Below are 14830 nucleotides of genomic sequence, written 5' to 3' on the forward strand. Positions count from 1 at the left end.
GGAGCGGGCAGCGGTGACGACTTTCCCGAACGCGACCGCTGCGTCGCGGCAGATCCTCGTGGTCGGCGATGCGATGATCGACCGCTACGTCTACGGTGAGGTCACCCGCATCTCGCCCGAGGCACCGGTGCCGGTCCTCCTGACCCGCGATTCCACGGTGCGGGCGGGCGGAGCCGCGAACGTGGCGGCCAACATCGCGGCCATGGGCGGGACGTGCGAGCTCCTCGCTGTGGTCGGGGACGACGATCGTCACCGGGAGCTGGCCGACCTCCTCGCCGTCCCCGGACTGACGACCGACCTCGTGGTCGGCCGGACCGGCGTGACCACCGAGAAGACGCGTATCGTCTCCGGGCGGCAGCACCAGATCGCCCGGGTCGACCGGGAGGGCGGGGTCGACCCCGAGACCCTCGCCGAACTGGAGCGTCGCTTCGCCCTGGCGCTCGACCGGGTCGGGATGGTGGTGCTGTCCGATTACGGCAAGGGCGTCCTGGAGCCGATCGCCCGGCTCATCGCCCTCGCGCGGGCAAGGGGCGTGCGGGTGCTGGTGGATCCGAAGACGGCCGGAGCCGAGCGCTACCGCGGCACCCACGTGCTCAAGCCGAACGGCGCCGAGTACCGGCTCCTGTTCGGTGCCTGCTCGGACGCGGATCTGCCGGCCCACGCGCTGGCGGCGATCCGGACGCATGGAATCGACCACCTCGTGCTCACGAACGGTCCGGCCGGCATGATCACGGTCTCGGCGGACGGACGGGTGCGCCGCCATCCGACCCGGGCACTGGAGGTCTACGACGTGTCGGGGGCGGGCGACACCGTGCTCGCGGCGCTCGCCGTCGCGTTCTGCGCGGGCGAGGAGCTCGACCGCGCGGTGGATCTCGCCAATATCGCGGCGGGCATCGCCGTCTCGCATGCGGGCACCTACGTCGTCACCGCCCGCGACATCGCCGGGCGGCTGGGCGGGAGCGACCTGAGCGGCAGCGGGCTGCCCGGTATCCCGGTACCGATGACGCTCGAGGCGACCCTGGACCGGGTCCGGCGCTGCCGCGCGGCCGGGGGGCGGGTCGTCTTCACCAACGGGTGCTTCGACATCCTGCATCCCGGCCACGTGCGCATGCTGCGGGCAGCCCGCGCCGAGGGCGACCTCCTGGTCGTGGGAGTGAACAGCGACGCCTCCGTCGCGCGGTTGAAAGGTCCCGAGCGCCCGGTCAACACCCTGGCCGACCGCGCCGAGGTGCTGGCCGCCCTCGCCGCGGTCGACTGCGTCGTGGGCTTCGAGGAGGACACGCCGCGCGCCCTCGTCGCCCGAATCGCGCCGGACGTCCTGGTGAAAGGCGGCGATTACGCCGGCAGCGACATCGTCGGCGCCGATATCGTGCGGGCGCGGGGCGGGCGCGTCGTCACCACCGTCTTCCACGCGGGGCATTCCTCGACCGCCACGATGGAGCGGATCAGGACCTGACCCCAAGGCTCCCTCACGCAAGGCTCCCTCACGCAAGGCTCCCTCACGCAAGGCTCCCTCACGCAAGGCTCCCTCACAGCAGGATCGGGCTGTGCCAGGGATCGTAGGCGACGAGGCCGCCGCGGCTCCGGTCCGGACGCCAGCACGTGGCACGGGGGTTCAGAAGGGCCGCCGTGCCCGAGAAGGTGCTGTTCGAGGTCGCCAGCCGGTCGGCCAGGCAGAGCGCATGGAAATCGGGAAAGAACTCGGCGCCGTCCGGTCCCGCCGGCAGATCGCTTGCGGTGAGCGGCCGGTAGACGGCGAAGGCCTGGGCGAGGCCGGGCGCGTCGGTGGCGAGGTAGAGGACCGGACGGTCGAGAGAAGGCCAGAGCGCGTCGAGCCAGTGCAGGTACCAGGCCTCCGGTGCGATCCAGAAACGGCCCCAGCCGTAATCGCCGCGTCGCAGGTGGATCGCCACCAGCGTCCCGCCCGAGAGGCGCCGGCCGATCGCCTCGGCCAGGGCGCGCAGGTTTCGGCCGGGTGCGAAGAGGGCCCGGAACCGATCCCGCTCCCCGGCCCAGCCGCCGGGATCGCCGCAGAAATAGCCGGCGACGTCCTGTTCGGCATAGGCGCCGTCCCGGTCCGCCGCGAGGGCCGCGGCATCCCCGGCCCGGCGCGGCAGGATCGGCCCGAGGGGTGGGTCGTCCCGGTCGAACAGGTGCTGCCCGAGCCAGGGCGGCGCCTCGAGCACGAGGCCGTGCCGCTGCGCATAGAGGCGCGGGAAGCCGTACTGGAGGATCTGGTTGCCGAACCGTCCGTCGAGCCCGAGCCGCCCCACGGCGAGGCGCCGGCCCTGCGGGCCGGGCCGGGCCGGCGCCGGGGGCGCGCCCCAGCGCGCGGCGAGCCGGAGCATCGCCCGGCGGGTGAAGGCCTCGCCGTAGGCCGGGTTGCACCGGGCGGCCCGATCCCAGGCGACGAGGGCCGCCTCCGGCCGTGCCGTCGCCTCTCGGGCGCGCGCCCGGAGAGCGTGCGCCTCGTAGCTGGCCGGATCGAGGAGCAGGACGCGCCGGGCGCGGGAGGCCGCCGCCGCGGCGTCGCCGCAGGAGAGGCTGATCTCGGCCTGCGCGAGGGCGATGTCGGTGCGGCCGGGCGCGAGCCGGTCCGCCCGCGCGAGCCAGGACGCCGCCCGCTCCGGCGCGCCGAGACGCGCCTCGGCCCGGCCGAGATGCAGCAGGCTCGCGGCGAGGTCGGGCTGGAGCAGCAGGGCGCGCCGGGTGGCGCGCCGGGCGCCGGCGGCCTCGCCGCTCTCCATCAGCAGGCTGCCGATATTCGAGACCGCGGCCGCGGTGGCCGGCGCGAGCGATGCGGTGCGCCGGAAGGCGCGCAGGGCCTGCTCCGTCTCCTGCGACCGGTAGGCATCGAGGCCGCGGGCGAACCACGTCGCCGCGTCGGCGGGCTCGCGGACGAGGGCACGCCGCAAGGCGGCGGCGGCCGGCCGGCCCGAAGCCGCGAGGGTTCGGGCAAGGGCCCGATCGAGCCGCCCGTCATCCGGCCCCAGGGGCGCGGCCGCCCGCAGAAGCGCTTCGGCCCGCGCCGCCTCGCCGCGACCGAGCCAGAGATCCGCCAGGTCCTCGACGCCCGCGGGCGCACCCGCCGGCGCGTCGAGCAGCCGGCGCAGGAGGGCGTCGGCCGTCCCGGAGGCGGTGGCCCCGCGCCGCCTGTCGCGTCCGAGAGCGTAGAGACGCCGCTCGGTCAGCAGGCCGATCGCCTGGAAGCGCGGATCCGGCCGCGCGCCGGCGCCGGGCGGGCGCCCGCTCGTCATCGCTGCGCGCTGCCGGTCGAAGGCGTTGCCGGGCCGCAACGTGTAGCGGACCGTGCGGGTCGAGACCTGCACGCCCGTGAACAGGGCGTGCAGGACGCGGCTGTAGCCGACGTCTTCCGCGACCGCCGGCCGGAACGGGGGCTCGTCGGGAAAGCCGCCGGTCGCGCGGTGGCAGGCCCGGCGGACGGCGATGTTGCAGGGATAGGTCCGCTCCGAGGCCTCGCGCCAGACCGGCGTGATCTCGGCATCGATGGCGTCGAAGACGATGCCGGTGCGGACGAAGCCCGCATCCGGCCGGTTCTCCAGGACCGTCAGGGTGACGAGGAGATGGTCGGCGAGGAACGTGTCGTCGGCATCGAGAAACCACAGCACCTCCCCCCTCCCCCCGGCCGCGCCGAGGTTGCGCGCCGCGCCGGCGCCCCCGTTCCGGCTCAGCACGGTGAGGGCGAGGCTCTGGTCCGGGTTGGCCCGGGCCCAGCGGAGCACCGCGCCGGCCGTGTCGTCGGGCGACGCGTCGTCCACGACGCAGACATGGATTCCGGCCTCCGCCCGGCCGGGCGCGGCGCGCAGCCGCGCGACCGCACCCGCCACGCTGTCGAGGGCGCGCCCGATCGTGGCCTCGGCCCGGAACGCCGGGATGACCACGGTGCCGAGACAGGCCTCCTCGCGGGCCCGCGCGGCGAGCCCGTCGACGGCGACGTCGAGCCCGCCCGCGTCCGGCGGCAGCAATGCCCGCAGGCGGGCCGCCTCCGCATCCTCGCCGCGGATGAACCGGACGGTGGCGAGCAGGCGGGCGAGGTCGCCCTCGACCGGCACGATCTCGGCGGTCCGGGCGAGCTGGTCGAGCGCCTGGTCGATCGCACCTTTGTTGATCAGGTCGATGGCCGCGTTCAGGGCGAGGTGGAGCGCACCGTCGCTCTGCCGGCGGACGATCTCCCGGTTGCCGTGCAGGCGGTGCGCCCGCGCGAACAGGCGGAGGGCGCGCAGGCCATCCCCCTTCTCGCGGGCGGCGAGACCGAGGTATTGCAGGGCGGTCGCGTCGGCCGGATCGAGAAGCAGGTCGCGCGCCTTTGCCGCCGGATCGAGGTCCATGTCGCCAATCGCCTTCGGGGCCGCCACCGTGCGGTCCCCCCTTCGCTTCGTCCCGCCTGCGGCACCCGGCCGTCCGGACGGGTCCTGCGGGCGCGGCTCTAGCATGTTTCGGGCGCGCGGGACGACGGGCGGCCGGTGATGCGGGTCGCCTTCGTCGATCCGGGCGCGATGGCCTATACGCCTGCGACGCCCGAAGCCGCGCCCCTCGGCGGCTCGCAATCCGCCCTCTGCCATCTCGCCGTGCAGCTCGCGCGCGACGGGCTCGACGTGACCGTGGCGACGGCGACCGACCGGCCCGGACATGTGCACGGCGTGCGGGTGCTCTCGACCCGGGCCCTGTCCCTCGCGGATCTCTCGGGCGTTTCGGTCGTGGTCGTGCTCAACGGCACCGACGCATCCCTGCTCGCGACCTTGCGCGCCCGGCTCGGCACCGCCGTGCGGCTGATCCTGTGGACGCAGCACGCGGCCGACGAGCCGGCGATGCGCGGGCTGCACGACCCGGCCCAGCGCACGGGCTGGAACGCCTTCGCGTTCGTCAGCGACTGGCAGCGGCAGGCCTATCTCACCCGTTTCGGCCTGCCGCCGGAGCGCTGCCGCACCCTGCGCAACGCCGTGACCCCGGCCTTCGCCGCGAGGCCGGAGAGCGAGCGGGATCTCGCGGCGCGGCCGTGGCCCCCGATCCTCGCCTATACCAGCACGCCCTATCGCGGCCTCGACGTGCTCCTCGACAGCCTGCCGCGGATCCGCGCCGCCCTGCCGGGCACGGTCCTTCGCATCTACGCGAGCCTCGCCCCCTATCAGATCACCGGCGAGGCCGATCCCTACCAGACCCTGTATGCGCGCTGCCGGACCGCCGAGGGCGTCGATTACCGCGGCGCGGTCCCGCAGGGAGATCTTGCGGAGGAGCTGCGCGACGTCACCGCCCTCGCCTACCTGAATCGCTTCCCCGAGACCTCCTGCATCGCCGTGATGGAGGCGCTCGCGGCGGGCTGCCTCACGGTGACGAGCCGGCTAGGCGCGCTGCCCGAGACCGGCATGGGGTTTGCCCATCTGACGCCGGTCCCCGACGACCCGGCCGCCCATGCCGCGCTCTACGCGGAGCGCATGGTGGCGGTCCTGTCGCGGCGGAGGGACGACCCGGCCGGCACCGCGCGCCGGCAGCGCGAGCAGGCGGAGCAGATCCTGGCGACGGCGACCTGGCCGGTGCGCGCCGCCGCCTGGGCGGCCTGGTTCCGCGAACTCGCCGGCGAAAAGGGGGATGGGCCCGAGCGCGGCGACCCGGACCAGGGCGGCCGTCTCGCAGCCCGCCGGATCGCCGACGACCCGGCCGAGGCGGGGGCGGTGCTGGCGCTCGCCCGCGCCGACCTGGCGGCGGCGCGCTGGGCGGCGGGCGCGCGGCGCCTGCGGCGCGCCGCGGCCCTCGGCGCGCGGATCGACCGGGACCTCGCGCCGCTCGGCCGGGCGATCGCCGAGGGGATCGATGGCACGCCGCTGCCCGAGCGCGCGGACGCCCTCGAGCAGATCGACGGGATCGCCGGCCTCGGGGGCGCGGCGGACCTCGCCCGCGCCCTGATGCGGGAGGCCGCCCGCCCCGGTGACCATGCCACCGTCCTGCGCGCAGGGAGGATCCTGATCCGGCACCGGCCCGGCGAGGCCGGCCCGCACCTCGCGGTCGCCTGGGCGCAGAGCGCCCTCGGCCGGCACGACGAGGCCCTGGCGCAACTCGACCGCGCCCTCGCGCTCGGACCCGCGGACCTCGTCGCCGAGCCCGGGACCCGCGCTCTCGCGGCGGGCTGCATCGCGGCCGCCGAGGCGGACCTCGCCCGCACGGGGCTCGGTGACGAGGCCGTCTCCGGGGCTCCGGGCCGGGCCGCGATCGTCGACCGGCTCCGCCGCCTCGCCGGCCTCGTCGGCGCGCTCGGCGACGATCCGGGCCTGCTCGCGGAGACCGCCGAGGCCGTCGCGGAGGCGGCCGATCCGGGAACGGCCGCCTCCCTCCTGGCCGGCGGCCTCGGCCGGCGGCGCCTGCGTCTCGGCGAGCCCGATGCGGCGCTGCCGCTCCTGCGGCGCGCGGGCGCGGCCGGCGGTGCCGCGGTGGCCGAGGCGCGGGTCGCCGCGGGTCTGGCCCAGGCGCAGTTCCAGATGCTCGACGCGCTGGAGACCCTGCTGCAGGCGGGCCAGCGGGGCCAGGCGGGGCCGGGCTGGCGCGCCGAGGCCGCCCGGCTGATCGCGACGGTCGACGGGATGCTCGACCTCGACCCCATCGGCGAGGATATCCGCAGCCGGGTCTGGGGAACCCTGCGGGGCTTCTCGGCCTGGCTCGGCTTCACGGCGGAACCGCACGTGGCGCGCCCGGCGCCCCCGGCCGGGCGCCGGGTCTACGATTGCTTCTCGTTCAACGACGAACTCGACATGCTGGAACTGCGTCTCGCCGAGATGGGGCCGGCCGTCGACCGCTTCGTCCTCGTCGAGGCGCGCCACACCCATGCCGGCCTGCAAAAGCCCCTGCACTTCGCCGAGAACCGGGCCCGCTTCGCCGCCCATGCCGACCGCATCGTGCACGTGGTGGTGGAGGACGATCCGGGCGGCTTCGCATGGCGGCGCGAGGCGCATCAGCGCGACGCCATCGCCCGGGGCCTCGCCGGGGCGGATCCCGACGACCTCGTCCTCGTCAGCGACGTGGACGAGATCCTGCGGCCCGAGGTGGTGGCGGCCCTGCGCACGGCTCCCGGGGACCTGTTCGCCCCGCGCCTCGCCATGCGCCTGTACTTCCTCGACCTCGCCGCCGCCGAGCCGTGGCTCTCGGTCGCGGCGGCGCCCTGGTCGCTGATCCGCCGGATCGGGCCGAACCATGCCCGCTACCTCGTCAAGCAGGGGCTCGGCCGGCCGGTGGCGGAGGCCGGCTGGCACTTCACCTGGATCGGCGGGATCGAGCGCTTCGAGGCGAAGATGCGGGCCTATGCCCATCGGGAGATGGCCGTCGGGTTCGATCGCGACACGGCCGCCAACCGCGCCCGCCTCGCCCGGTTCTACGCCGACGGACGGCCCTCGGCCGGGCTCGTCCCGGGTATGTGGCGCGACCTCGCCCGGGTGCCGGTGGATGCCGGCTTCCCGGCGAGCGTGCGGGCGGATCTCGACCGGTACCGGCGGCGCGGCTGGCTCTGTCCGCAGGAGGCAGGGTCGTGACGCAGGCCGCCCGGCGCGCCCGCGACGCCGTCCTCGACGCCGCCCGCGCGCATGCGTCGGCCGGCCGCCTCGACGCGGCCCGCACCGCCTGCCAAGCCGTCCTCGCGGCCGATCCGCATTGCGCCGAGGCGACCGGCCTGCTCGGGAACCTGGACGCGGCCCTCGCCCGGCAGGCGCGGTCGCGGGACCGATCGACGGCCCTCCCCTCGCCGGAAGCGGTGACGGCCGAGCCCCCGGCGCCGAGCGACCGCGCCTCGCCCGCTCCGGACCGCGGGGACGAGACCGACGCCGTGATCGTGCTGCGCCGCCGTCTCGCCCTGTCGCCGGATGACGGGAAGGCCCGCCTCGACCTCGTCGAGGCGCTGATGCGGGCGGGACGCCCCGCCGAGGCCGAGCCGGAACTCGCTGCCTTCGTCCGGCGCTACCCGGAGGATTGGCGCAGCCCGAGCAACCTGGGCATCCTGCGCAAGACTCTCGGACGCCACGCCGCGGCGGAGGCCGCCCTTCGCCGGGCCCTCGTGCTCATGCCGTCCGATCCGGCGCTCCTCGGCAATGCGGGCTCCGTCCTCGCCCGGATGCCGGGCCGGGAAGCGGAGGCCGAGCTGTGGCTGCGCCGGGCGGCGGCGCTCGGTGGCGATGCGCCCCGGGGCCTCGTCGATCTGGCCGGCTTCCTCGCCGGACAGGGGCGCGATGGCGAGGCCGAGGCGCTCTGCCGGGCGGTCCTCTCCCGGGATCCGGACCATGCCCCGGCCCATCTCGTCCTGGCCTTCGTCCAGCTCGCCCGCGGGGCGCTGGAGGCGGGCTTCCGGACCTACGAGTGGCGCCGGCGCCTGCCGGGGTGGGAGGCCGGCCGGGCATCGGAGGCGCCGGACTGGACCGGCGACGATCCGGCAGGCCGCACGATCCTGATCCGCGAGGAGCAGGGCCTCGGCGACGCGATCCAGTTCGTCCGCTACGCTCGGGCCCTGCGGCGGCGCGGCGCGCGGGTGATCGCCGCCTGCGGACCGGCCCTGCGGCGCCTGTTCTCGACGATGCCGGATCTCGAGGCCGTGACCGGCCTCGACGGCGCAGCACCGCCCCACGACGCGCAGGCGCCCCTGCTCAGCCTGCCCCATCTCCTCGGGCCGGAGGCCGGCACGACCCCCGGCATCGTGCCCTATCTGGGCGTCGAGCCGGCCCTCGCGGCCCGCTGGCGCGCCCGGCTCGCCACCGGGTCTGTGCCCGGCCGGCCCTTCCGGGTCGGCCTCGTCTGGGCGGGCAACCCCGGGCATCCGGACGACGCGCGCCGCTCGCCCGGCCTCGCGGCGCTGGCGGACCTGCTCGACGTGCCCGGCGTGCAGACGGTGGTGCTGCAGGCCGGACCGGGCCGCACCGATCTCGGGCAGGTGCCGCTGCCGCCGGATTGCCTCGATCTCGGGCCCGACCTCACCGATCTCGCCGACACCGCGGCCGCGATGGCGGCGCTCGACCTCGTGATCACCTGCTGCACCGCGCCCGCCCACCTCGCGGGCGCACTCGGCTGCCCGGTCTGGAACCTCGTCGCCTTCGCGCCCGACTGGCGCTGGGGCAGGCAGGGCGAGACGACGCCCTGGTACCCGACCATGCGCCTGTTCCGTCAACCGCGGCCCGGCGCCTGGGCACCCGTCGCGGCGGAGGTCCGGGCCGCCCTCGCGGCCGCGGCGACACCCGGTGCGCTGCCGCTGCGGGACCTGCGGCCGGAGCCCGGCTCCGAGGCGGAGAGGCACGAAACACGGGACGGGCGCGTCGCGGAGGAGCTGCGCCCGAACGATCAGCGCGCCGATGACCGATGCTCCGACGACCAACTTCTGGCGCAGGCAGAAGCGGCCCTGGCGGCCGACCCGGCCGATCCCGGTGCCCTGAGCGTCCTCGGCGTGCTGCAGCGCCGGGCCGGGCGCCACGAGGCCGCCATCGCCTTCCATCGGCGTGCCCTGGAGCGGGCGCCGGAGCGCGCCGCGATCTGGTCCAACCTCGGCAACGCCCTGCGCGATGGCGGGCGGCTCGACGAGGCGGCGGCGGCGCACGAGCAGGCGCTCCGCCTCGCCCCGGAGGACCCGACCCTGATCTTCAACGCCGCCATCACCCTGCGCCAGTCCGGCGCCTTCACGGACGCGCTGGCGCTGCTGGAGCGCGCGGCCGCCCTCGCGCCCGCGACGGCGGACCTGATCTGGGAGCGCGCGCTCGCACGGCTCCAGATCGGCGACTACGAGGGAGGCCTGCGCGACTACGAGGCGCGCTTCGGCATTCCGACCTATCGCAACCGCATCCTGCACGGCCCCCGCTGGGACGGCGGCGACCTGGCCGGCCGCACCCTCCTGATCACGGTGGAACAGGGATTCGGCGATGCCCTCCTGGCGGCGCGCTACGTGCCGCTGGTGGCCGAGCGCGGCGGGCGCGTGATCCTCGAATGCCATCCCGAGCTGCGCCGGATCCTCGCCGGCCTGCCGGTGGCGGCGCTCGTCGATCCCGGCGCCCGGCATCCGGCCTTCGACGTCCAGATCTCGCAGATGAGCCTCGCCGGGCTGTTCGGAACGCGGGCCGGGACGGTGCCGCCTCCCGTCCGCCCGACCCTGCCGGAGGCGGCGCAGCGCAAGGCCCATTCCCTGCTCGGGCCTGCCGACGGCACCTTCCGGGTCGGGATCGTCTGGTCGGGGCGGGAGAGCTTCGGCGAGAACCACCTGCGGGCGACCCGGCTCGCCCCCTTCCTGCGCTTTTCCGAGATTCCGGGCGTGCGCCTCTACAGCCTGCAGAAGGGCGGGCCGGCGGCCGAGCTGGACGGCGCCCTCGCACGCCTCGTCACGCCCCTCGGCCCTCATCTCGACGATTTCGCCGACACCGCCGCCGTGGTCGCGCGGCTCGACCTCGTGGTGATGACCGACAGCGCCGTCGCCCATCTGGCGGGCGCCCTCGGGCGTCCGGTCTGGAACCTCGTGCAGCACGTGCCCTACTGGATCTACGGCCATTCCGGCGACGCGACGCCCTGGTACCCGACCATGCGCCTGTTCCGGCAGGGGCGCGACCGGGCCTGGGAGCCGGTCTTCGCCCGGGCCGCCGACGCCCTGCGCCGGCTGGCCTCCGACCGTCTGCCCTGATACGTCCCGGGCCCCGGGGCGCGACGGGGATCGAACCTCCCGCGCGGGAGCGGCGCCGATCGCGTTGCAATCGTGCGCGGCGCTAGGTAATTGATTTTTCCGCATTTTCCGAGACGGACCGGTCTCCGCCGCGTCGGGAAATGCGACAGGCACGTCCGGAGGAGGGTGGCCGTGGACTACTTCAGGATGGTCGAGGACAGCTGGGAGCTGAGCGACGCGATCCGCGACTACGTGAGCAAGGCCGGCCGCGAGGTCCCGTTCCCGGAGCTGTGGGAGAAGATCCTCGCCCCCTCTCCCCTGGTCGACCAGGCCCGCACCCTCGGCGAGGAGGGCGTCGCCAAGGGCCGCATCTTCCTGAACTCGCCCTACGGCCTGCAATTCCGGGCCGACCACAAGGATTGGATCCCGTTCCGGCACGGGCCGGTCGATCTCTCCGCCGAGCCCCTGCCCTGAGGGCGCGCCCGTGACCGGCCGGGCCCTGTTCGACGCGGGGCTCGCCCGACACCGGGTCGGCGCCCCGGCGGAAGCCGCCACCCGCTACCGCCATGCCCTCGCCGCCGAGCCCGGCCTGCCCGAGGCCTGGCACATGCTCGGGGTGGCGACGGCGCAGGCGGGACGGCTCGACCCGGGCCTCGACTGGATCGGCCGGGCGCTGCGGCTCGCGCCCGGCCTCGTCGAGGCGCGGCAGAGCCGGGTCGTCCTGCTCTCCGCCGCCGGCCGCCGGGACGAGGCGACCGCGGATGCACGGGGCCTACTGCATCAGGCCCCCGACCACGGCCCGACCTGGCTGCGTCTCGGCACCCTCCTGGCGCAGGGCGGCCCCGGGCAAGGCACGGCCGCCGTCGCCGCCTTCTCGCGCGCGGCGCGCCTGATGCCCGATTCTCCCGAGGCGTGGCGTGGGCTCGGCCTCGCCCTGCGGGAGGCCGACGAGCTCGATGCGGCGCTCTTCGCCCTGCGCCGCGCCCGCGCGCTCCGGCCGGATGCGGAGGCGGAGATGAGCCTCGGCAACGCCCTCCTCGCCCGGGGCGAGCGCGCCGCTTCCCTCGCCCACCTCCTGCGCGCCGTGTGCCTCGCTCCCGGCAGCCCGGAATGCTGGTACAATCTCGGGCTCGCCCGCCACGCCCGCGGCGAGACCGAAGCAGCCCTGCTCTGCAACCGGCGGGCCGTCCGCCTCGGGCTCGGCCTCGCCCGCACCCGGATCGCCGCGGCGCTAGCCGATCTCGGCCGCGCGTCGGAGGCCGAGGCCGAACTGCGTGCCGCGCTGCCGCTGCCCGGCACCGCCGTGCCGGATGCGGTCGAGCAGCTCACCGGCCTGCTCCTGGCGCAGAATCGGATTCCGGAGTTGCGGGCGCTGTTCGCGCCCTTCGAGACCGAGCCGCTCGCCGGTCGGCTCCATGCCGGCGAGGGCCGCACGGCGCTGGCCGCCGCCGACCTCGCCCAGGGGCGCCCCGCCGCGGCCTATGCCCGCCTCGCGCCCGTCGCCGGCGAGGCCGGCTGGACCTTCACCCTCCGCTCGGTCGCGGCCCTACGCCTCGCCCTGGACGAGCGCGGGGAGACGCTCCTGCGCCCCCCGGCCGATCCCGGCCGGCCCCGCCTCGCCTCGAGCACGCTGGGCACGCGCGGCCGTTTCGCCCACAACGTCCTCGAATACATCCTCCTGCGCCTCTACGCCGAGCGGCACGGATTGGTGCTGGAGACGCCGGACTGGGTCGGCGGGCTGTTCTTCGCGCTCGACGATCCCGCCCCGGCCGGTCCGCTGGCCCCCCTGCTCTTCGGGCGCCACCTCCTGAACGAGGGCGTGCTGGGCGAGGCCCACCTTCCGCCGCTCGCGGGCTGCGATGCGCTCTCCCCGCTCTTCCTGTTCGCCTATCCGGAGGCGGTGCGGGAGCGGGTCCAGTCCTGGTTGCGGCCCAGGCCCGCCTTCGCGTCCCGGCTCGACCCCGTCGTGGCGCGGCTGCGGCTTCTCGGCCGCACCCTGGTGGCGCTGCACCTGCGGCGCGGCGACTTCGTCGCCTGCGGCTACCCGATCACCGATGCGGGCTGGTACGTGTCATGGCTGCGCGAGCTCTGGCCGACCCTCGACCGGCCGGTTCTCTATCTCGCGAGCGACGACCTTGCGGCCGTCCGGGCCGATTTCGCCGAGTTCGATCCCCTGTCGCTGACGGACGTGGCCGAGCCCTGGCCGGGTCTCGACTACCTGCAGGACTTCCACGTCCTGTCCCGGGCCGACATCGTCGGCGTCAGCGCGGCCAGCGGCTTCAGCGCCCTCGCCGCCCGTCTCAATCCCGGCCTGCGCCTCGCCGTCGAACCCGATCTCAAGGCGCGGCGGATCCGCCCATTCCGGCCGTGGACGTGACGCGGCCGGGACCGGCGCGATCGGGAGAGGCCAGGGCGCGGGCCGCGAGCAGGCCGGCCAGGGCCGCGCGCACGCGTTCGACCACGCCGCTCCAGTCGCCCCGCCGCTCCTGGCGGAACAGGCGCATGCTCGGGTACCAGGGCGTCAGGTCGCCGCGGGTCCGCCAGCGCCAGTCGCAGGCGAAGGGCAGGATCGTCCAGGTCGGGCAGCCGAGCGCGCCCGCAAGATGGGCGGGGCCGGTGCAGGAGCTGATCACGAGGTCGAGCCCGCTCATCGCCGCGGCGGTGTCGGCGAAGTCCGCGAGGTCCGGCCCGAGATCGACGAGGCGCCCGGCCGCCTCCGGGCAGGCGGCGAGCTGGGCGTGGCCCGGCCCCTTCTGCAGGGACAGGAAGCTCACGCCCGGCACGTCGAGGAGGGGCAGGAAGGCCGGAAGGCCCGGCGAGCGCACCCGGTCGCCCTTGAAGGTCGGGTTGCCGGCCCAGACGAGCCCGACCCGCAGGCCCGGCTGGCGCGCCAGGCGGCCGGCCCACGCCGCCCGCAATGCGGGCTCGGCCACGAGATAGGGAAGCGGACCCGGCGGATCCTCCCCTGCGACACCCATGAGGTGGGGAAGGCTCAGCAGCGCGGCGTGGGCGTCGTGCGGCGGGACCGGATCGCCGTAGCGGATCACCGCCGCGACGCCCGGCAGCCCGGCGAGGACCCGGACGAGGTAGGCGTTGCAGGCCAGGACGACCCGGGCGCCCCGGGCGGCGAGCAGGGTGGCGTAGCGGGCAAATTGCAGCGTGTCGCCCGCGCCCTGCTCCTCGTGGACGAGAAGCGTCAGCCCCGCCGGGTCGCCCCCGGTCCAGCGCGGCGAGCCGAAGGCCGGCGCGGCGCGGGAATCGGCCATGCGGCTGCGCCACTCGTAGGCGGCATAGCCCTCCGCGTCGCGGCCCTCGATCAGCAGGTTGAAGCCCAGGGTGGTGTGGGCCTCGGCCAGCCCGGGATCGATCCGGATCGCCCGGCGGGCGGCGGCGGCGGCCGCACGCGGGCGCATCCCGTGCTGGGCTCCGAGGGCGAGGTTCAGCCAGGCCGCCGCATCCGCCGGCCGCAGCGCCAGCATCCGGCGCTGGCAGCGGCCGGCCCCATCGTGATCGCCGCGATCCTGCAGGGCGATCCCGAGATTGTTGAGGAGGCCCGGCTCGTCCGGATCGATGCCGAGACCGTTGCGGTAGGCGGCCTCCGCCTCGGCGTCGCGGCCGAGGCGCCGGAGGGCGACGCCGAGATTGCCGTAGGCGGCGGCCAGCACCGGGTTCATCCCGAGGAGCGTCATGAGGACCTCGACGGCCTCCTCCGCCCGCTCCGCCAGGATGAGATGGCGCGCCAGCCCGAGCCGCGCTTCGATGCCGAGCGGATCGAGGTCGATCCCCCGCGCCAGCGCGGTCGCCGCCTCCGCGTGGCGGCCACCGTCGCCGAGGATGTTCGCCAGGATGGCCCAGGCCTGCGCCGTGCGGGGCGCGACGCGCAGGGCCGCGACGGCCTCCCCCTCGGCCTCGGCGAGGCGGCCCGCCGCGCGCAAGGCCGCCGCATGGGCGAGGCGGAAGGCGGGATGGCGTGGCGCGACGCGGACCGCGCGGGCGATCCAGGCGGCCGCCTCCGCCGGCCTCCCCGCCTGCAGCAGGCAGATCCCCTGGAGGTGGAGGGCCTCCGCCCGCTCCGGCGCCGCGGCGAGGGCGTCGCGGCAGCCCCGTCCGGCCTCGGCGAGGCGGCCGATGCCCAGATCGGCGATGATCGCATCCATCGGAGCCGGAAGCCCGCCCGCCTTGCCCATAGCCTTCCCCGGCTCCGCG

At 76.0% G+C, this 14830-nt stretch carries 7 protein-coding genes; 5 read left to right on the forward strand and 2 right to left on the reverse strand.

Annotated elements, in window-relative coordinates:
- The first annotated feature begins 13 nt into the window (after positions 1 to 13).
- On the forward strand, positions 14 to 1456 hold the full coding sequence (rfaE2, locus tag AC3AOF_RS31495; protein WP_236993404.1) for a D-glycero-beta-D-manno-heptose 1-phosphate adenylyltransferase: 1443 nt from the start codon (positions 14 to 16) through the stop codon (positions 1454 to 1456).
- 73 nt (positions 1457 to 1529) lie between these two features.
- Here rfaE2 and AC3AOF_RS31500 read toward each other — a convergent pair whose 3' ends face one another.
- Positions 1530 to 4376 (reverse strand): glycosyltransferase, encoded by a 2847-nt coding sequence (locus AC3AOF_RS31500; protein WP_488349417.1) that lies wholly within the window; start codon positions 4374 to 4376, stop codon positions 1530 to 1532.
- Positions 4377 to 4487: 111 nt separating this feature from the next.
- On the opposite strand from AC3AOF_RS31500, the gene AC3AOF_RS31505 reads away from it, so the two are divergent.
- From AC3AOF_RS31505 to AC3AOF_RS31520, 4 genes are all read left to right on the forward strand, one after another.
- Positions 4488 to 7535, forward strand: a complete 3048-nt coding sequence (locus tag AC3AOF_RS31505; RefSeq protein ID WP_488349418.1) for a glycosyltransferase — start codon at positions 4488 to 4490, stop codon at positions 7533 to 7535.
- A complete protein-coding gene (locus tag AC3AOF_RS31510) occupies positions 7532 to 10645 on the forward strand; it encodes a tetratricopeptide repeat protein (protein ID WP_488349419.1) in 3114 nt (1037 codons plus the stop codon). Before AC3AOF_RS31505 ends, AC3AOF_RS31510 begins: the two co-directional genes overlap by 4 nt.
- Before the next feature lie 171 nt (positions 10646 to 10816).
- Positions 10817 to 11098, forward strand: a complete 282-nt coding sequence (locus AC3AOF_RS31515) for a hypothetical protein (protein ID WP_236993407.1) — start codon at positions 10817 to 10819, stop codon at positions 11096 to 11098.
- Positions 11099 to 11108: 10 nt separating this feature from the next.
- Positions 11109 to 13001, forward strand: coding sequence for a tetratricopeptide repeat protein (locus tag AC3AOF_RS31520; RefSeq protein WP_488349420.1), 1893 nt, complete (start codon positions 11109 to 11111; stop codon positions 12999 to 13001).
- Here AC3AOF_RS31520 and AC3AOF_RS31525 read toward each other — a convergent pair.
- Positions 12961 to 14781, reverse strand: a complete 1821-nt coding sequence (locus AC3AOF_RS31525; protein ID WP_488349421.1) for a glycosyltransferase family 9 protein — start codon at positions 14779 to 14781, stop codon at positions 12961 to 12963. The two genes, AC3AOF_RS31520 and AC3AOF_RS31525, sit on opposite strands and share 41 nt — an antisense overlap.
- Positions 14782 to 14830 lie beyond the last annotated feature (49 nt).

The sequence above is a fragment of the Methylobacterium sp. 142-1Y genome (assembly GCF_057747795.1).